The 19,826-nt window shown below is 39.3% G+C and carries 16 protein-coding genes; all 16 read left to right on the top strand.

Annotated features, from left to right (window positions below; genetic code table 11):
- Positions 1-51: 51 nt before the first annotated feature.
- The 16 genes from rpsB (at position 52) to J2S08_RS08035 (ending at position 19,823) form a co-directional block, all read left to right on the top strand.
- The gene (gene rpsB / locus J2S08_RS08110) at positions 52-774 is read left to right on the top strand and encodes a 30S ribosomal protein S2 (protein WP_307228405.1); all 723 of its coding nucleotides are present in this window, start codon (positions 52-54) and stop codon (positions 772-774) included.
- A gap of 424 nt (positions 775-1,198) precedes the next feature.
- A complete protein-coding gene (tsf, locus tag J2S08_RS08105) occupies positions 1,199-2,080 on the top strand; it encodes a translation elongation factor Ts (protein ID WP_307228403.1) in 882 nt (293 codons plus the stop codon).
- A 256-nt stretch (positions 2,081-2,336) separates the two neighbouring features.
- Positions 2,337-3,062, top strand: a complete 726-nt coding sequence (gene pyrH, locus J2S08_RS08100; protein WP_307228401.1) for a UMP kinase — start codon at positions 2,337-2,339, stop codon at positions 3,060-3,062.
- Complete coding sequence (frr, locus tag J2S08_RS08095) at positions 3,062-3,619, top strand: ribosome recycling factor (RefSeq protein ID WP_307228399.1); 558 nt, start codon at positions 3,062-3,064, stop codon at positions 3,617-3,619. Before pyrH ends, frr begins: the two co-directional genes overlap by 1 nt.
- A gap of 181 nt (positions 3,620-3,800) precedes the next feature.
- Positions 3,801-4,577, top strand: a complete 777-nt coding sequence (locus J2S08_RS08090; RefSeq protein WP_307228398.1) for an isoprenyl transferase — start codon at positions 3,801-3,803, stop codon at positions 4,575-4,577.
- A gap of 18 nt (positions 4,578-4,595) precedes the next feature.
- Entirely contained in the window at positions 4,596-5,390 is a 795-nt protein-coding gene (locus tag J2S08_RS08085; protein WP_307228396.1) for a phosphatidate cytidylyltransferase, read from the top strand.
- A 212-nt stretch (positions 5,391-5,602) separates the two neighbouring features.
- Entirely contained in the window at positions 5,603-6,748 is a 1,146-nt protein-coding gene (locus tag J2S08_RS08080; RefSeq protein WP_307228574.1) for a 1-deoxy-D-xylulose-5-phosphate reductoisomerase, read from the top strand.
- 23 nt (positions 6,749-6,771) lie between these two features.
- Entirely contained in the window at positions 6,772-8,031 is a 1,260-nt protein-coding gene (gene rseP, locus J2S08_RS08075) for an RIP metalloprotease RseP (protein WP_307228394.1), read from the top strand.
- Between the two features lie 114 nt (positions 8,032-8,145).
- The gene (locus J2S08_RS08070) at positions 8,146-9,855 is read left to right on the top strand and encodes a proline--tRNA ligase (RefSeq protein ID WP_307228392.1); all 1,710 of its coding nucleotides are present in this window, start codon (positions 8,146-8,148) and stop codon (positions 9,853-9,855) included.
- Between the two features lie 257 nt (positions 9,856-10,112).
- Positions 10,113-14,438, top strand: coding sequence for a PolC-type DNA polymerase III (locus J2S08_RS08065; protein WP_307228390.1), 4,326 nt, complete (start codon positions 10,113-10,115; stop codon positions 14,436-14,438).
- A gap of 609 nt (positions 14,439-15,047) precedes the next feature.
- A complete protein-coding gene (gene rimP, locus J2S08_RS08060) occupies positions 15,048-15,515 on the top strand; it encodes a ribosome maturation factor RimP (protein WP_307228388.1) in 468 nt (155 codons plus the stop codon).
- Positions 15,516-15,594: 79 nt separating this feature from the next.
- Positions 15,595-16,722 (top strand): transcription termination factor NusA, encoded by a 1,128-nt coding sequence (gene nusA / locus J2S08_RS08055; RefSeq protein ID WP_307228386.1) that lies wholly within the window; start codon positions 15,595-15,597, stop codon positions 16,720-16,722.
- A gap of 12 nt (positions 16,723-16,734) precedes the next feature.
- Positions 16,735-17,025, top strand: coding sequence for an RNase P modulator RnpM (gene rnpM, locus J2S08_RS08050; protein WP_307228384.1), 291 nt, complete (start codon positions 16,735-16,737; stop codon positions 17,023-17,025).
- Positions 17,015-17,323, top strand: coding sequence for a YlxQ family RNA-binding protein (locus J2S08_RS08045; protein WP_307228382.1), 309 nt, complete (start codon positions 17,015-17,017; stop codon positions 17,321-17,323). Before rnpM ends, J2S08_RS08045 begins: the two co-directional genes overlap by 11 nt.
- A 14-nt stretch (positions 17,324-17,337) precedes the next feature.
- On the top strand, positions 17,338-19,548 hold the full coding sequence (gene infB, locus J2S08_RS08040) for a translation initiation factor IF-2 (RefSeq protein ID WP_307228380.1): 2,211 nt from the start codon (positions 17,338-17,340) through the stop codon (positions 19,546-19,548).
- Positions 19,545-19,823 carry a DUF503 domain-containing protein gene (locus J2S08_RS08035; RefSeq protein ID WP_307228379.1) on the top strand — a complete coding sequence of 93 codons (279 nt, stop codon included), beginning with the start codon at positions 19,545-19,547 and terminating at the stop codon, positions 19,821-19,823. The genes infB and J2S08_RS08035 overlap by 4 nt, the downstream gene beginning before the upstream one ends.
- The last annotated feature ends 3 nt before the right edge of the window (positions 19,824-19,826 follow it).

Here is a 19,826-nt window from a genome sequence, read left to right as displayed (position 1 = left end):
CGGAAATGAAAGAAACGGAGGGAATTTAAAAACCATTAGGAGGAATGAAACATGTCAGTTATCTCAATGAAACAATTGTTAGAGGCTGGTGTACATTTTGGACACCAAACACGCCGTTGGAATCCAAAAATGAAAAAATATATTTTTACGGAGCGCAACGGAATCTATATTATTGATTTACAAAAAACAGTTAAAAAAGTAGAAGAAGCATACAACTTTGTAAAAGAACTTGCTGAAAACGGTGGAAAAGTACTATTTGTAGGTACGAAAAAACAAGCGCAAGAGTCTGTGAAAGAAGAAGCAGAACGCGCTGGCATGTATTATGTGAACCATCGCTGGCTAGGCGGTACGCTTACTAATTTTGAAACAATTCAAAAGCGTATTGAACGTTTAAAAGAAATTGAGCGCATGGAAGAAGATGGAACTTTTGAAGTGCTGCCGAAAAAAGAAGTTGTTATGTTAAATAAAGAATATGATCGCTTAGTAAAATTCCTTGGTGGAATCAAAGATATGAAAGAACTCCCAGATGCACTGTTCATTATCGATCCACGAAAAGAGCGAATCGCAGTTGCAGAAGCACGTAAATTACATATTCCAATTGTTGGGATTGTGGATACGAACTGTGATCCAGATGAAATTGATTACGTGATTCCTGCAAACGATGATGCAATTAGAGCAGTGAAGCTATTAACTGCAAAAATGGCGGATGCTATTATTGAATCAAAGCAAGGCGTTGAAGAAGCACCAGCACCAGAGACGGCAGCTGCTGAATAGTTTAAACGGTATTTGACTAAGATGGGAATATCCCCTAATCGTATTGATTAGACAATCACATGCGGGCATGCAAATAATAGACCCTGATGATTTGGTTTCAGTTAAAGTTTCTTGTGGAGACGATATAAAACTTTGCGAAATGTTGGAAGGGTCATTCATAAGCCTTTGATCTTTGTGGCTGAAAAGAATGAGACAAAAGGTGATAAGGATGCATCCTTTATCACCTTTTTTTAAGACAACATGTTCGTTTTGTACATTCAAGATTTTCGCCACAATACGTGAATGAGAAACCATCTTAAACAGGAGCAAAGAGCATGCTTGCTCATGAAAGAATTAGGGAAATGCAAAAAAAGTGATGATTTGTGAACCTGCCGACTTTGGTTGTGCAGAGATTCAGATTGAAAGACATAGGAGGGTTTTGACAATGGCAGTTACTGCACAAATGGTAAAAGAGCTACGGCAAAAAACAGGCGCTGGAATGATGGATTGTAAAAAAGCGCTCACAGAAACAAATGGCGATATGGAAAAAGCAATTGACTACTTGCGTGAAAAAGGAATCGCCAAAGCAGCTAAAAAAGCAGATCGTATTGCTGCTGAGGGGACTACTTTTATTATGAGTCAAGGTAACGAAGCTGTCATTCTCGAAGTGAATTCAGAAACCGACTTTGTTGCTAAAAATGAAGGCTTCCAAACTCTCGTTAAAGATCTTGCTGCACATGTGCTTGCGAAAAAGCCAGCAACAGCAGAAGAAGCTTTAGAACAAACAATGGACAATGGAAAACAATTAGGCGAATTTATTAACGAAGCTATTTCTAAAATTGGCGAAAAAATTACACTGCGCCGCTTCGCAATCAAAACAAAATCAGATAATGGCGTTTTTGGTGAATATTTGCATATGGGCGGCCGAATTGGTGTTCTAACAGTATTAGAAGGAACAACAGATGCTGCAATTGCAAAAGACATTTCCATGCATGTAGCAGCGTTAAATCCGAAATACATTTCTCGTGAGCAAGTTTCTCAAGAAGAAGTAGAACGGGAAAGAGAAGTATTAACACAACAAGCATTAAATGAAGGAAAACCAGAAAAAATTGTTGGAAAAATGGTAGAAGGCCGTTTAGGCAAGTTTTTTGAAGATATTTGCTTGCTAGATCAATCATTCGTTAAAAACCCTGACCAAAAAGTTGGACAGTTTGTGAAAGAAAATAATGCAGAGGTTAAAGAAATGGTACGCTTTGAAGTTGGAGAAGGAATGGAGAAACGCCAAGAAAACTTTGCAGAAGAAGTAATGAGCCAAATGAAAAAATAAAAACTTGTATGACAACGAATGTTTCCAAACATACTCCACGAAATGGATTCGCATCCTTAGAACCGAATCTTTTAGATAAGTGAGGCCCTAGATAATTATTTTAGGGAAATTGCTTCGTTGCTTGTGAAGGGAACACGTCCATGTGTTCCCTCTTTTTCGAGAACGAGCTTTGAAACCATAGCGAAACAAATAAATTTAAGAAGCTTTCTTTTGAATAATTTGATAAAATAATTACATACACATATTGGAGGTACATATGGGCACCCCAAAATACAAACGAGTCGTCTTAAAATTAAGTGGAGAAGCGCTGGCTGGCAGTGAAGGCTTTGGAATCAATCCATCTGTCATAAAATCAATTGCCGAAGAGGTTAAGGAAGTGGCAGAGCTGCAAGTAGAGGTCGCAGTTGTCGTTGGCGGCGGAAATATTTGGCGAGGGAAAATCGGAAGTGAAATGGGAATGGATCGTGCTTCAGCTGACTATATGGGGATGCTTGCAACGGTAATGAACTCCTTGGCGCTTCAGGACAGCCTCGAACAAATGGGCATCGAAACCCGCGTTCAAACATCGATTGATATGCGGCAAGTGGCAGAACCATATATTCGCCGTCGTGCTATCCGCCATCTTGAAAAAAAACGTGTTGTCATCTTTGCTGCTGGAACAGGCAATCCGTATTTTTCAACCGATACAACAGCTGCATTACGGGCAGCTGAAATTGAAGCAGAAGTTATTCTAATGGCAAAAAATAATGTTGATGGCGTCTACTCCGCTGATCCAAAGATAGACAAAAGTGCGACGAAGTATGATGAGCTTTCTTATTTAGATCTACTAAAAGACGGCTTAACAGTAATGGATTCAACAGCTTCATCTTTATGCATGGACAATAATATTCCACTGATCGTTTTTTCTTTTACTGAAAAAGGGAACATTAAGCGTGCCGTAATGGGCGAAACAATTGGAACTACAGTTAGGGGGAAAAATTAATGGCGAAGCAAGTTCTTGCAAGAACAAAAGACAAAATGACAAAAGCAGTTCAAGCTTTTACAAGAGAGCTCGCGAGCATTCGCGCCGGCAGAGCAAACGCTTCTTTGTTAGACAAGCTTACTGTTGATTACTACGGAGCTCCAACACCTGTTAATCAGTTAGCTTCGATATCCATACCAGAGCCAAGAATGTTAGTCATCCAGCCTTATGATAAATCTTCTCTTGGGGATATTGAGAAAGCAATTTTACGCTCAGATCTTGGCATTACACCTAGCAATGATGGCTCTCTTATTCGGATCGTTATTCCGCAATTAACAGAAGAGCGTCGGAAAGAAATTGTCAAGCTCTTGAAAAAAGAAGCAGAAGAAGCAAAAGTTGCTGTAAGAAATGTACGCCGTGATGGCAATGAAGAGTTGAAAAAACTCGAAAAAAGCGGTGATATAACTGAGGACGATCTCCGCGGCTATGGAGACGATATTCAAAAAGCAACAGATGATCATATTAAGCAAATTGACCAAATTACGAAAGAAAAAGAAGAGGAAATCATGGAAGTATAAAATTACTGCTTCCGTTTTGATATAATCCCTTTTATGTAGACAGTTTTGAAACATTTGCTGTTTGTCTATATAAAAGGGATTTTTTATTTTTGAAAATGAATAGAGATATGAATCTTTTTTTTTGGTATGATAGTAAGTGCAGCAAGAATTATAGGTAAGGATTTCAAGTGGAGGACTTGTGATGTTAAATAAAATGAAGTTATGGACTACTTCTAAAAATAGCGCTGGCTTAGAGGAAAGAATTGAAAAAGTGAAAAAGCATCCAATACCAGCACATATTGCTATTATTATGGACGGCAATGGAAGGTGGGCGAAAAAACGTGCACTTCCACGAATTGCAGGTCATCATGAGGGCATGAAAGTGGTTAAAAGAATCACAAAAATGGCAAGTCAGCTAGGTGTTCAAATACTCACTTTATATGCATTCTCTACAGAAAACTGGAAACGTCCACAATATGAGGTGGAATATTTGTTCAAGCTTCCAGGAGAGTTTTTAGGAACTTTTCTTCCAGAACTAATTGAAGAGAATGTCCAAGTAAAAATGATGGGCCATAAAGAACATGTCCCTGCACATACATTAGCAGCTGTTGAAAAGGCAATCTATGATACAAAAGATAATAATGGACTTGTCTTAAATTTTGCGCTTAATTATGGAGGGAGATCTGAGATCATTGAAGCGGTAAAGAAGGTTACTGATGATGTGAAAAATGGTATAATAAATGAAAATCAAATGAACGAAGAATTATTTTCCAAATATTTAATGACAAACCAACTAACTGATCCAGATCTATTAATTCGAACAAGCGGAGAAATTCGTTTGAGCAATTTTATGCTTTGGCAACTTGCCTACACAGAATTTTGGTTTACGGATGTCCTTTGGCCAGATTTTCGCGAAGAACAGCTGATCGAAGCCATTGAAGGATTTCAGCATCGTTCGAGAAGATATGGCGGTTTGTAAAGTGAGGAGTTTTAAGATATGAAACAAAGAGTGATTACAGCAATAGTGGCATTAATTGTTTTTCTGCCCTTTGTTTTCTATGGGAAGCTGCCCTTTATGTTTATGACCTATTTGCTAGCATCCATTTCCTTATATGAAATATTCCGAATGCGAAAAGAAAAAATCATTTCTATTCCAGGATGTATTTCTTTTCTTGCTTTATGGATTATTTTAATACCAAGCAAATATATTGTAGTAATGGACTACATCGGCTTGTCTAAACTAGAATGTATGTTCATTGCAGTCATTCTCTATTTAACCTATACGGTAATTTCAAAGAATAAATGTACGTTTGAACATGTCGCTTCCTCATTGATGTGTGTGTTTTACATAGGCATCGGTTTTTATTACTTAATTGAAACAAGAGAGGCAGGCATGACATACATACTTTTTGCCTTGCTGCTTATTTGGATGACTGATTCAGGGGCCTATTTTGTTGGACGGTCTTTTGGCAGAAGGAAACTTTGGCCTGAAATCAGTCCAAACAAAACAGTAGAAGGCTTTTTTGGCGGCATTGGCTTTGCGATGATTGTAGCCCTGCTCTTCACTCTTTTTGCAGATATGGATATTGCGATGTGGAAACTGCTTATTTTCACGGTGATATTATCAATTTTTGGACAAATAGGTGATTTAGTTGAATCGGCTTTAAAACGCTATTATAATGTAAAAGATTCAGGCAACATCTTGCCTGGACATGGTGGTATTTTAGACCGCTTTGATAGCCTATTATTTGTGCTTCCCTTGTTGCACTTATTAAAAGTAGTAACAGGATAAGCTACTTTATCAAGATCGTAAGCGTATTATCGTAACAAAAAGTAGAACTGTGTTTGTTATAAGTCTTGTTTGTCTTTGCCAGAGATCTTTATTTCATTAATAACGTAAAAACGAAAGACTAGGCTTTTTAATAACACTCTAAAGAATCTTTTTGGCAAATTCTCGGAACAAGGTAAGCGTAAAGGCAAAGATGTTTGGAGTTGAAAAAAGAGATGAAATATATTAGTTTATTAGGAGCTACTGGTTCCATTGGAACCCAGACATTAGATGTCATACGGGCATATCCTGATAAATTCCATTTGAAGGCAATCTCTGTTGGCCGCAACATGGAGTTGACAAGAAAAATTATTAAAGAATTTAAACCTGAATTTGTTTCTGTTCAATATAAGGATGATTATGAACAATTACGTAAAGAATATTCCTCAGACATAACATTTTCATATGGGGAAGAAGGCTTAATAGAAGCAGCTGTCTATCCTTCCGATTTGCTTCTAAATGCGGTAATTGGCAGCATTGGGCTTCATCCGACTTTAATGGCTATTCAAACAAAAAAACAAGTAGCGATTGCGAATAAGGAAACGTTGGTTACAGCAGGCCATCTAGTGATGGCTGCGGCAAAGGAGCATCAAGTTGATTTGCTTCCTGTTGATAGTGAACACTCCGCTATTTTCCAATGCTTGCAAGGTGAAAAAAAATCACAAATAGATCGTTTGATTTTAACAGCGTCTGGCGGAAGCTTTCGCTCGTTATCGAGGGATCAATTGCAACATGTAACGGTAGAAGATGCCTTAAAGCATCCTAATTGGTCTATGGGAGCAAAATTAACAATTGATTCTGCCACAATGATGAATAAAGGCTTGGAAGTCATTGAAGCACATTGGCTATTTGGAATACCATATGAGCAAATAGACGTGTTGCTTCATCACGAAAGCATTATTCATTCGATGGTGGAGTTCCAAGATAGCAGTGTTATTGCCCAGTTGGGGACTCCTGATATGCGGGTACCTATTCAATATGCACTTACATATCCAGATAGAATGCCTCTCAAACAAGCGAAAAAGCTTCATTTAGCAGAAATTGGCAAACTTCACTTCGAAGAAATGGACTTAGAACGTTTTTACTGTCTGCAATTGGCATTTGAAGCGGGCAAAGAAGGCGGGACGACAGCAACAGTATTGAACGCAGCAAATGAAGTGGCTGTTCAGGCATTTCTTCAAAAAAGAATTTCATTTTTACAAATTGAATCATTGATTGAAGCTGCTCTTAACAGACATCAAGGCATTAAACAGCCTGATTTAGAAACAATTAGTGCAGTTGATCAGGAAACACGGGTCTATGTAGGCTCCCTTATTGATTAAATTTATAAAAGGTGGTTATGCATTTGAGCACAGTAATAGCCTTTATTATCATTTTTGGCACGCTTGTTTCCTTCCATGAATTCGGACATTTTATTTTTGCTAAAAGAGCAGGCATACTCGTCCGCGAATTTGCGATTGGATTCGGACCAAAGATTTTTTCCTATAAAAAAGATGAAACGACATATACGATTCGATTGCTTCCAATTGGAGGATTCGTTCGAATGGCAGGCGAAGACCCTGAAATGATCGAACTAAAGCCAGGCTATCGGGTTGGGCTCATCTTAAACGAACAAGAAGTCGTTGAAAAAATCATTATAAGCGGAAAAGACCGTTATCCCAACGTCCGCAATTTAGAAGTCGAGTCTGCTGATTTAGAGCATGAGCTTTTTATTCGCGGCTATGAGGAAGCCGATGATGAAGTGTTAAAAACTTTCCCACTGTCAAAGGAAGCTGTTATCATTGAGGATCAAATGTCTTCTCAAATTGCTCCGTGGGATCGTCAATTCGGCTCCAAATCTTTAGGCCATCGAATCATGACTATTTTTGCTGGACCGATGATGAATTTTGTACTAGCCATTTTGATTTTTACTGTTCTAGCGATTATGCAAGGAGTGCCAGTAGAAGATCCCGTTTTTGGAAAATTAACGGACGACGGTGTTGCTAGAGATGCAGGTTTTCAAGAGGGCGATATCGTCATTAGCATAGATGGCGGTGAAATTTCTACATGGAATGATGTTGTCAAGGAAATTCGGTCACATCCAGGAGATGAGCTGGTCTTTACTATTGAAAGAGAAGGCCGAACCTTAGAGATACCAGTCACACCAAAAGTGGAAAAGATCGATGGCGAAGAGTATGGATTAATTGGCGTTCAAAGTCCGCTTGAAAGATCATTTTGGAAGGTGGCCACATATGGTTTTGAAGCGACTTACTTTTGGACAATAGAGATTTTCCGTATTCTAGGGACTATCATTACAGGACAGTTTTCTATTGATATGCTAGCTGGTCCTGTCGGCATCTACGTGTCAACAGAAACGTTTGTGAAATCAGGGCTTGTATCATTAATGAGATGGGCGGCAGCATTAAGCATTAATCTAGGCATTATGAACTTATTGCCGATTCCAGCACTTGATGGCGGGCGTCTTATGTTCCTACTCGTTGAATTAGTAAGAGGAAAACCGGTTGATCGCCACAAGGAAACGATGGTTCATATTATCGGCATTGCGTTGCTTATGCTATTAATGATCGTCGTAACATGGAATGATATTCAGCGTTTTTTCTTATAAAATGAGATGAAGACTTAATATGCAACCTAGTGAGATATGAGAAGTGAGAAAAGACTCGCTTCCCATTTCTCACTTCAATTATTTAGACGGGATAAAAAAGAATGAGGTGCAGTTATGAAGCAAAGTATGACATTGATTCCAACAATGCGTGATGTGCCAGCTGATGCAGAGGTAAAAAGCCATCAGCTTCTCCTGAAAGCGGGATTTATTCGCCAAACAGCAAGTGGCGTTTACAGCTATTTGCCGCTTGCAAGGAAAGTATTAAGGAAAATTGAAACCATTATTCGTGAAGAAATTGAACGTGCTGGAGGTGTCGAGTTACTATTGCCAGCGCTGCAGCCGGCAGAATTATGGCAGGAATCAGGACGCTGGCAAAGCTATGGCCCTGAGCTGATGCGGTTAAAAGATCGCCATGAACGTGATTTTACTCTAGGACCTACTCATGAAGAAGTAATTACAACAATCGTACGTGATGAAATTAAGTCCTATAAGCGGTTGCCGTTAACACTCTATCAAATTCAAACAAAATTCCGCGATGAAAAACGACCGCGTTTTGGATTGCTTCGTGGCCGCGAATTTATTATGAAAGATGCGTATTCCTTTCATGCAACTGCTGAGAGTTTAGACGAAACATATGAAAAAATGTATGTTGCTTATTCAAATATTTTTAAGCGTTGCGGATTGAACTTTCGTGCTGTAATTGCTGACTCGGGTTCAATTGGCGGCAAAGATACAAAAGAGTTTATGGTATTATCAGAAATTGGTGAAGATACCATTGTATATTCTGACGGCTCTGATTTTGCAGCTAATATTGAAATGGCGCCAGTTCTTTATGAGCATAACACATCAGATGAAGCACCAAGATCATTAGAGAAAGTGGAAACGCCAAATCAACAAACAATTGCAGAAGTAGCTGAATTTTTATCTGTAGCACCTGCAAAATGCATTAAATCATTGCTCTTTAAGGCAGATGACGTACATATTTTAGTGCTTTGCCGTGGAGATCATGATATTAATGAAATTAAATTAAAAAATGTGCTTGATGCAGATCAAGTAGAATTGGCAACACCAGAAGAAACAGAAGCGATCCTTGGCTGCCGCGTCGGCTCGCTAGGCCCTATCAACTTAAAGACAAATATAAAAGTAGTTGCCGATCAAGCGGTAAAAGGATTGGTAAATGGGGTATGCGGTGCGAATAAAGAAAATTATCACTACATAAATGTAAATCTTAACCGTGATTTTAATGTGGAAACATATGCTGATCTTCGTTTTATTCAAGAAGGCGATGCTTCTCCTGATGGAAAAGGGACTATTCGATTTGCAGAAGGCATTGAGGTTGGGCATATATTTAAGCTTGGAAGTACGTATAGTGAGCCAATGCATGCGGTATTTTTAGATGAAAATGGCCGTGAACAAACGATGTTGATGGGATGCTATGGCATAGGAGTTTCACGAACATTATCAGCTGTTGCTGAACAATTTCACGATGACAACGGACTTATATGGCCGCCAAATCTAGCGCCATTCGATATTCATCTTATTCCGATCAACGTAAAGGACGACGTACAAGCTGCATTGACAAATGAGCTTTACGATTTTTTGAGAGACCACCGATATGATGTGCTGCTTGATGATCGCAAGGAACGGCCTGGAGTTAAATTTACTGATTCGGATCTTATCGGCTTGCCAATTCGGATTACTGTTGGAAAAAAAGCAGCTGATGGCATTATTGAAGTGAAAAACAGAAAAACTGGCGAATCAATTGAAGTGCAGAAAGAAGCACTTATTGAAGAGCTTCATGCTTTTTTTAAAGATAACCAATAGACGGTTATACTAAGCTTATTGAATAACTGTACGATTTGACATCTGACTAAAGGACTGAAGTCATTACTGATCAGTAAAGCAAAAAAATCGTCTTCATATATGAATCTTTTTTCAATGAAAAAGGCTTTTTTGTACCACTTTTTAAAGAAAAGGACCTCGGAAAAAATATTGTTACACACTTAAACGATGATGTTTCGATTAAAAAGGTACCTAAACAGGTACCTTTTTCTTGAAAGTATAGACAGGAGGGAGAAAAAATGACAAGTAATCCCACTGCTGAGAAAGAACGCTTTCTCATTTTGCTGCAGCAGCTGCAACTAACAGATGATACAATCATGCCCTATTTTAAAGATGGTGAAATTGAAAAGCTCGTTGTGGATAAGAAGCGAAGAGAATGGCACTTTCACTTCGTGTTTGAACGTATCTTGCCAATCAATTTATTCATGCGTTTTAGCCAGCAGCTGGAAATGACATTTCGTCATATTGCTGCTGTTGCATTCACTGCACGTGTAAGACAACATGATTATCCAGAGTCATTTGTGTTGGATTATTGGCAGCTTTGCATCCAAGGCTTAGAAGGCATGTCCCCAATGCTCCACTCACTATTAAAAGACCAGAAGCCAAGTTTGAATGGAAATAAGCTTATCATTCAAGCGCGGCACGACACCGAGGCGCGCGCTTTAAAACAGAAATATGGAGATCAGATTACACGTATGTATGAAAGTTTTGGTTTCCCAACGCTGATTTTTGAGACAGAAATAGGGAAGCAGCGCCAGCAGGATGATGATTATGCAAAATTTCTTGAGGAAAAACAAAAAGAAGATGCAGAACGTGCTCAACAAGCAATGATGGAAATGAAAAAACGAGAATCTGAAAAAGAGACAGATGCAAAAGATGCACTGCAAGGTCCTTTAACGATCGGTTATACCATTAAGGAGGATGAAGTTCATAAGCTAGTTGATATCGTTGATGAAGAAAGACGTATCGCTGTGGAAGGATATATCTTTTTTGTAGAGACGAGAGAACTAAGAAGCGGCAGAACCTTGTTAACTTTTAAGCTAACAGATTATACAAACTCAATGATGGTGAAAATGTTTTCTCGCGATAAGGAAGATGCATCTTTGTTTAACCATATAAAAAAGGGCATGTGGGTGCGTGCTCGCGGAAGTATTCAAAATGATACCTTTGTTCGTGATCTCGTTATGATTGCCCAGGACATCAACGAAATAAAGCCAAAACTAAGAATGGATCTTGCCCCTGCTGAGGAAAAGAGAGTCGAGCTGCATTTACATACGACGATGAGCCAGATGGATGCTGTTACTTCTATAGGTGAATATGTAGCCGAAGCAAAAAGATGGGGGCATAAAGCAATAGCAGTAACCGATCATGCAGTTGCACAAGCATTTCCAGAAGCATTTCATGCTGGCAACAAGCATGATATTAAAATTATTTATGGAATTGAAGCGAATGTCGTAGATGACGGTGTACCGATCGCTTATCAAGATGCTCATAGATTACTAGCAGATGATACATTTGTTGTTTTTGACGTAGAAACGACGGGTCTTTCTGCTGTCTATGATACGATTATTGAACTAGCTGCAGTAAAAATTAATAATGGTGAAATCATTGATCGATTTGAAGCTTTTGCGAATCCTGGTCATCCACTATCTGCTACTACAATTGAACTGACAGGTATTACGGATGATATGGTGAAAGATGCCAAACTTCCAGAAGAAGTGTTAAAAGATTTTTATGAATGGACTGATAATGATGTGCTCGTTGCCCATAATGCAGCTTTTGATATGGGTTTTTTAAACACAGGCTATCAAAAAATAAGTCTTGGAAAAGCAAAAAATCCAGTTATTGATACGCTAGAACTAGCAAGGTTTCTTTATCCGCAATTCAAAAATCATCGCTTAAATACATTGGCGAAGCGTTTTGATATTGAACTGACACAGCATCATCGCGCTATCTATGATGCAGAGGCAACCGGCTACTTGCTTTTAAAAATGCTTAAAGATGCAAAGGAGAAAGGCATCGAATACCATGATCAATTCAATGACCATATGGGAGAAGGCGATGCTTTCAAACGGGCTCGTCCGTTTCATTGTACTTTGCTTGCACAAAGTCAAGCAGGCTTAAAAAATTTATTTAAGCTTATCTCTATTTCTCATTTGCAATATTTCTATCGGGTGCCGAGAATCCCGAGATCACTATTAAACAAATATCGTGAAGGTATTCTCGTTGGCTCCAGCTGCAGCAATGGCGAAATTTTTGAAAGCATGATGCAAAGAGGGGTAGAGGAAGCAGAGGAAAAAGCTGATTTTTATGACTACCTTGAAATTCATCCAAAGGAAGTATATGCTCCACTTATTGAAATGGAACTTGTCCAAAATGAAGAGAAATTAGAGGAAATTATTACGAATATAGCGAATCTTGGCCAGAAAATGGGGATTCCTGTCGTTGCTACTGGCAATGTTCATTATTTAAATCCAACGGATAAGATTTATCGGAGAATATTAATTAACTCACAAGGCGGTGCAAATCCTTTAAATCGCCATCAACTTCCTGATGTTCATTTCCGAACAACGGACGAAATGCTGCAAGCTTTTTCTTTTTTAGGTGCAGAAAGAGCAAAAGAAGTCGTGGTTACGAATACAAATAATATTGCTGACAGCATTGAAATTGTTAAGCCAATTAAAGACGATCTTTACACTCCAAAAATTGATGGGGCAGATGAAGAAATAAGAACAATGAGCTATGAGAAGGCAAAATCGATTTATGGAGAGGCATTGCCCGAAATTGTCGAAGCCCGCTTGGAAAAAGAGTTAAAAAGTATTATTGGACATGGTTTTGCCGTTATTTATTTAATTTCCCATAAGCTTGTCAAGAAATCGCTGGATGAAGGTTATTTAGTTGGTTCCCGAGGTTCTGTTGGTTCATCATTTGTGGCAACGATGACAGATATTACAGAAGTCAATCCATTGCCGCCGCATTATGTCTGTCCAAACTGTCAAAAATCCGAGTTTTTTAATGATGGCTCTGTTGGCTCAGGCTATGACCTTCCAGATAAATCTTGTCCAAACTGCCAGACACTTTACAGAAAAGACGGACACGACATTCCGTTTGAAACATTTCTTGGCTTTAAAGGGGATAAAGTCCCGGACATTGATTTAAACTTTTCTGGTGAATACCAGCCTCGTGCTCATCATTATACGAAAGAACTTTTTGGCGAAGATTATGTTTATCGAGCAGGAACGATTGGCACAGTTGCAGATAAAACTGCTTATGGCTTTGTAAAAGGATATACCAGCGACCATGATCTTACAATCCGCGGAGCAGAAATCGATCGGCTTGTTCAAGGCTGTACGGGAGTAAAACGAACGACTGGCCAACATCCGGGCGGTATTATCGTCGTTCCTGATTATATGGATATTTTCGATTTCTCACCTATACAATATCCAGCGGATGACAACGCCTCTGAGTGGAAAACAACACACTTTGATTTTCACTCGATTCATGATAATTTGCTAAAACTCGATATACTTGGACACGATGACCCGACTGTTATTCGTATGTTGCAAGATTTAAGCGGCATTGATCCGAAAACAATTCCAACGGATGACCCTGAAGTAATGGAAATTTTCAGCAGCCCAGCACCTTTAGGAGTGACAGAAGAGGAGATTATGTGTAAGACAGGTACGCTAGGCGTCCCAGAGCTCGGAACCCGATTTGTACGCCAGATGCTTGAAGAGACAAAACCAACGACTTTTTCTGAACTCGTTCAAATTTCTGGCCTTTCGCATGGGACAGATGTTTGGCTGGGTAATGCTCAGGAGCTCATTAAAGATGGAACTTGTACATTATCAGACGTAATAGGATGCCGCGACGATATAATGGTTTATTTAATTTACCAAGGATTGGAACCATCGCTCGCATTTAAGATTATGGAATCGGTGCGAAAAGGGAAAGGATTGACGCCGGAATTTGAAGCAGAAATGCGAAAGAATGAAGTCCCTGAATGGTACATTGATTCTTGTAAAAAAATTAAGTACATGTTTCCGAAAGCACACGCTGCTGCTTATATTTTAATGGCGGTTCGCATTGCCTATTTTAAAGTCCACCATCCGCTCCTCTATTATGCAGCTTATTTCACAGTACGGGCAGAAGATTTTGATTTGGAAGCAATGATCCGCGGCTCCCAAGCATTAAGGGCAAAGATGGAAGAGATTCATGCAAAAGGACTTGATGCGTCTGCAAAGGAAAAAAGCTTGCTGACGGTTTTAGAGATTGCGCTGGAAATGTGCGAGCGCGGTTTTCAATTTCAAAGAGTAGACTTATATCGTTCTAGCGCTGCAGAGTTCCTAATTGATGGCGATACACTTATCCCACCGTTCAATGCCATTCCTGGACTCGGTACGAATGCAGCTAAAAATATTGTACAAGCTCGAGAAGAGGGCGAGTTTTTATCGAAGGAAGATTTGCAAAAGCGTGGGAAAGTGTCGAAAACGATTATTGAATTTCTCGAAAAACAAGGATGTTTAGATGCATTGCCAGAGCAAAACCAATTATCTTTCTTTTAACTTGATTTCCGAAAAGAATTTTCTCACTTCTAAATGTGAAGGGCATAGCCTAATGAAAGTGGGAGATGAATTTTCGGTTGGCGTAAGCCAAAATATTGTTCTATAATCAGTCTATACAATATGGAGTTGATAGCACTATGAAATTAGATCGTAACAAACACTCAGTCTTTCTCTTGCATTACCATCTTGTATTGGCAGGGATGTGAATGCAAGTAAGAACTTGCTGAAACTAGCCATGTAGTTAGTATTTTCTCTAGGGGCAGGGACTGCCCTTATAGCTTGGTAAATATAGATAGCTAACAAAAGTATCTAGTTCCCAAGAAGCTCCCACTTCAATCAGACCGCAAGGTCAATAAGTGGTGAGTAATTCACGGGATGCTATTTGCAAAAAAACAATGTCTATGGTATATTTTAATTGGAAATACTATGGATAACTCTCTGAATTTAAAGAGTGGGTGCCCCCCACTCTTTCCTATTGTCTCCGATTATCCCACATCTAACGGATCAAGAACATAAGCATCCGTTGGAGTCTTTATTGGTTCAATTAACCATAAGCAGGAGATTTAGGGTATAGTCTTAAAATGAAGATCAATATTTCTGGAGGTAAGTATGAGCAAGGTAACAGACGTTGCAGAGAAACTTGTTACACCAATTTTAGAAGAGATGCAACTGGAATTAGTGGACATTGAATATGTAAAAGAAGGCAAAAATTGGTTCCTTCGCCTCTACATTGATAAAGAGAACGGAATTGATATTGAAGAGTGTGGGATTGTCAGTGAACGTTTGAGCGAAAAATTAGATGAAGTGGATCCGATTCCACATCATTATTTTTTAGAGGTTTCATCACCTGGAGCAGAACGTCCGTTGAAAAAAGCGGAGGATTTTCAACAGGCAATTGGAAAGTTTGTTCACGTAAAGACATACGAACCAATCGATAATGAAAAGATATTTGAGGGAAAACTACTAACTTTTGATGGAGAGGCATTAGAGATAGAAATCACCATCAAAACTCGAAAAAAAACAATAAACATACCATACAGCAAAGTGGCAAAAGCAAGATTAGCCGTTTCTTTTTAAATATTGACAGCTTCTACTTGTTAAAGATGAAAATGATAGAGATTACGAGTGGTTAATCGAGAAAGGGGATGACATTTTCATGAGCTCAGAATTGCTTGATGCTCTAACGGTTTTGGAAAAAGAAAAGGGCATTTCTCGCGAGGTCATTATTGAGGCAATTGAAGCGGCATTGGTTTCTGCATACCGAAGAAACTTTAATCAAGCACAAAATGTCCGTGTTGACCTAAATTTAGAAGCTGGTACGATGCGTGTATTTGCTCGCAAAGATATCGTTGAAGAGGTATTTGATTCGCGATTGGAAATTTCATTAGAAGAAGCACGAGCCATTAATCCCGCTTATGAATTAGAAGACGTTGTGGAGATTGAAGTAACACCGAAAGACTTTGGTCGAATTGCTGCACAAACGGCGAAACAAGTAGTAACCCAACGTGTCCGTGAAGCAGAACGCGGAATTATCTATTCTGAATTTGTTGACCGTGAAGATGATATCATGACAGGGATTGTCGAGAGGCAGGATCCTCGTTTTATTTATGTAAGCCTTGGGAAAATTGAAGCGCTGCTTTCACAAAGTGAACAAATGCCGAACGAAGCATACAAGCCTCATGACCGTATTAAAGTATATATTACGAAAGTAGAGAAAACAACAAAAGGCCCGCAAATATTTGTATCGCGTACACACCCAGGCCTTCTAAAAAGACTTTTCGAAATTGAAGTGCCAGAAATATATGACGGGACAGTAGAAATTAAATCTGTTGCACGTGAAGCTGGAGATCGCTCAAAGATTTCCGTATACACGGATAATCCAGAAGTGGATCCTGTTGGAGCGTGTGTTGGGCCTAAGGGTGCGAGGGTGCAGGCGATCGTCAATGAATTAAAAGGCGAAAAAATTGATATTGTCGAATGGACAGATGATCCTGTGACTTTTGTTGCTAATGCCCTTAGTCCATCAAAAGTGCTAACAGTGATGGTAGAAGAAGAAGAAAAAGCAACGACTGTTGTTGTTCCTGATTATCAGTTGTCGCTTGCTATTGGAAAACGTGGACAAAATGCTCGTCTTGCTGCAAAACTTACAGGCTGGAAAATCGATATTAAAAGCGAGTCTGATGCACGCGCACTTGGAATCTATCCATCATCTGATGCAACAGATGTTTCGGAAAGTGACAAGATAAATGATATCTTTTCTTTTGAGCAGGAAGAAATCGAATAAGGGGTGAAGGAAATGGCAAACAAAAAGAAAATCCCAATTCGTAAATGTGTGATGAGTGGTGAGATGAAACCAAAGAAAGAAATGATTCGCATTGTCCGTTCAAAGGAAGGCGTAGTTTCAATTGACCCAACAGGAAAAAAATCAGGGAGAGGCGCCTACCTATCTAAGGATAAGGACGTTATTCTTTTAGCGAAAAAGAAAAATATTTTAGCAGCCCAGCTGCACACAGAGATTGAATCCTCTTTTTATGATGAATTACTGCGGCTAGTAGAAAGAGAGAAGCTACTGTCCGATGAAAAATAGTCAATGGGAACTGTTACTAGGACTGGCAAATCGAGCACAGAAAGTGATTTCTGGAGAAGCGCTTGTCTTGAAGGAAATTAGAAGCGGGCGAGCAAAGCTTGTGTTATTATCTGAAGATGCCTCTCTCAACACAAAAAAGAAGCTGCAAGATAAGTGTCTTCATTATAATGTGATGCTTTATTACGTCGCCAACAGAGAATTGCTTGGGCATGCAATCGGGAAAGAAGCAAGAGTAACAGTAGCGCTTTTAGATGAAGGCTTTGCTAAAAAGCTTGCATCATTGCTCGATGAATCTTAGGCGGGGGTGAACATATGAATAAAATGCGTATTTATGAATATGCAAAAAAGAAACAAATTTCTAGTAAGAATGTCATTACAAAGCTTCAAGAAATGAAGATCGATGTTGCAAACCATATGTCAACAATTGATAGTGCAACGATGAATAAACTGGATAAAATTTTTGAAAATAAAGATTCCGAGGCTAAAGGGCAGCAACAGACGGATAAACAGGAAAAAAAGCAACAACATCAAAAAAGCGAACACGATGCTCCAAAGAAACAAGAGCAAGTGAAAAAAGAATCAACACGCGTAGACAAGGGGACAGGAAAACCAACAATGAAAATGGGGACGGATCAACAAGAACAGAAAAAGACAACTGGTCAGCATCGGAGCAATAAACATCAAGGGAATAAAAATAAAAAAGGAAACAGAAACAAACAACGTCAGAAGCAGCAACATACATTACAACAACCTCAAAAACCGAAGGAACTGCCTAAAAAAATTACGTTCAGCGGCTCCTTAACAGTTGCAGAACTAGCAAAGAAGCTGCATCGTGAACCATCAGAAATTATCAAGAAACTGTTCATGGTAGGCGTCATTGCAACGATTAATCAGGAATTAGAAAAAGATGCTATCGAAATTATCGCTGACGAATACGGGGTAGAGGTAGAGGAAGAAATTCAAGTAGATGCAACAGACCTCGAAACGTATTTCACTGAAGACGATCAAGAAAATCAAACGGAACGGCCATCAGTCGTAACGATTATGGGGCATGTCGATCATGGGAAAACAACACTGCTAGATTCACTTCGCCATACGAAAGTGACAGCAGGAGAAGCAGGAGGCATTACCCAGCATATCGGTGCTTACCAAATTGAAGCTAATGGTAAAAAAATTACTTTCCTCGATACACCAGGACACTCCGCATTTACTACAATGCGTGCTAGAGGAGCAAAAGTAACCGACATTACTGTACTTGTTGTTGCTGCTGATGATGGCGTGATGCCGCAAACAATTGAGGCAATCAACCATGCGAAAGCAGCGGAAGTTCCTATTATTGTCGCAGTAAATAAGATGGACAAACCAACGGCTAATCCTGATCGTGTCATGCAAGAGCTGACGGAACAAGGACTTGTTGCTGAAGCATGGGGTGGAGATACAATCTTTGTCCCGATTTCTGCATTGCAAGGAGAAGGAATTGATAACTTACTCGAAATGATCTTGCTTGTGAGTGAGGTAGAGGAGCTAAAAGCTAATCCGAAGCGTCGTGCTATTGGGACTGTTATTGAAGCCCAGCTTGACAAAGGCCGCGGTTCAGTTGCTACATTGCTCGTACAAAATGGAACATTGCATGTTGGCGATCCAATTGTAGTAGGCTCTACTTTTGGTCGTGTTCGTGCCATGGTCAATGACGTTGGCCGCCGTGTAAAAGAAGCAGGCCCATCCACTCCAGTAGAGATTACTGGTTTGAGCGATGTTCCTCAAGCTGGAGACCGTTTTGTCGTCTTTCCAGATGAAAAAACAGCTCGTCAAATTGGGGAAAACCGTGCGCAGCAGGATTTAATGGCTCAACGTGGTGAAAAAACCCGTGTCAGCCTAGACAATTTGTTTGAGCAAATGAAGCAAGGGGAAATGAAAGAATTAAATATTATTATTAAGGCAGATGTTCAAGGCTCTGTAGAAGCAATGGCTGCCTCCTTGCGAAAAATTGAAGTAGAAGGCGTTAATATTAAAATTATTCATACCGCAGTAGGAGCAATTAATGAGTCTGATATTACACTGGCAGCTGCTTCTAATGCAATCGTGATTGGCTTTAATGTAAGACCTGATACCAATGCAAAACGTGCTGCGGATGCAGAAGAGGTAGAAATTCGTCTTCATCGTATTATTTATAAAGCAATTGAAGAGATCGAAGCGGCAATGAAAGGCTTGCTTGATCCAGAGTATGAGGAGAAAATTATCGGCCAAGCTGAAGTTAGGCAAACCTTTAAAGTTTCTAAGATTGGAACGATTGCTGGAAGTTATGTAACCGATGGAAAAATCACACGTGACAGTGGTGTTCGCCTCATTAGAGATGGTGTCGTTATTTTTGAAGGGGAAATAGATGCTCTAAGACGTTTTAAAGATGACGTAAAAGAAGTGAGCCAAGGTTATGAGTGCGGGATCACGATTAAAAACTTCAACGATATTAAAGAAAATGATGTGATTGAAGCCTTCTTGATGGAGGAAATTGAACGGAAATGATCGGTTATGCCGAATGTGAATGGCACCTATATACTTCGCAATCATTAAAAGCTAAAAGGGCAGTCCTCAAACGAGCTTTAACGTGTCTTAAACAAAAGTACAATGTATCTGCAGCTGAGATAGACTTTCAAGATGAATGGAAACATGCTAAAATTGCCATTGTAACAGTCTCGTCCTCTAGACAAGCAGCTGAAAGAGAACTGAGTCATGCGTTAAAGTTTCTTGATTCCTATCCTGATTGGGAAAGAGGAGAAACGATCTATGAATGGCTGTAAGAA

This window comes from Bacillus chungangensis (genome assembly GCF_030812995.1).
In the GTDB taxonomy this organism is placed as follows: domain Bacteria; phylum Bacillota; class Bacilli; order Bacillales; family Bacillaceae_C; genus Bacillus_CF; species Bacillus_CF chungangensis.
Note: the sequence above shows the minus strand (reverse complement) of the source record. Positions and strands in the feature narration are given on the sequence as shown.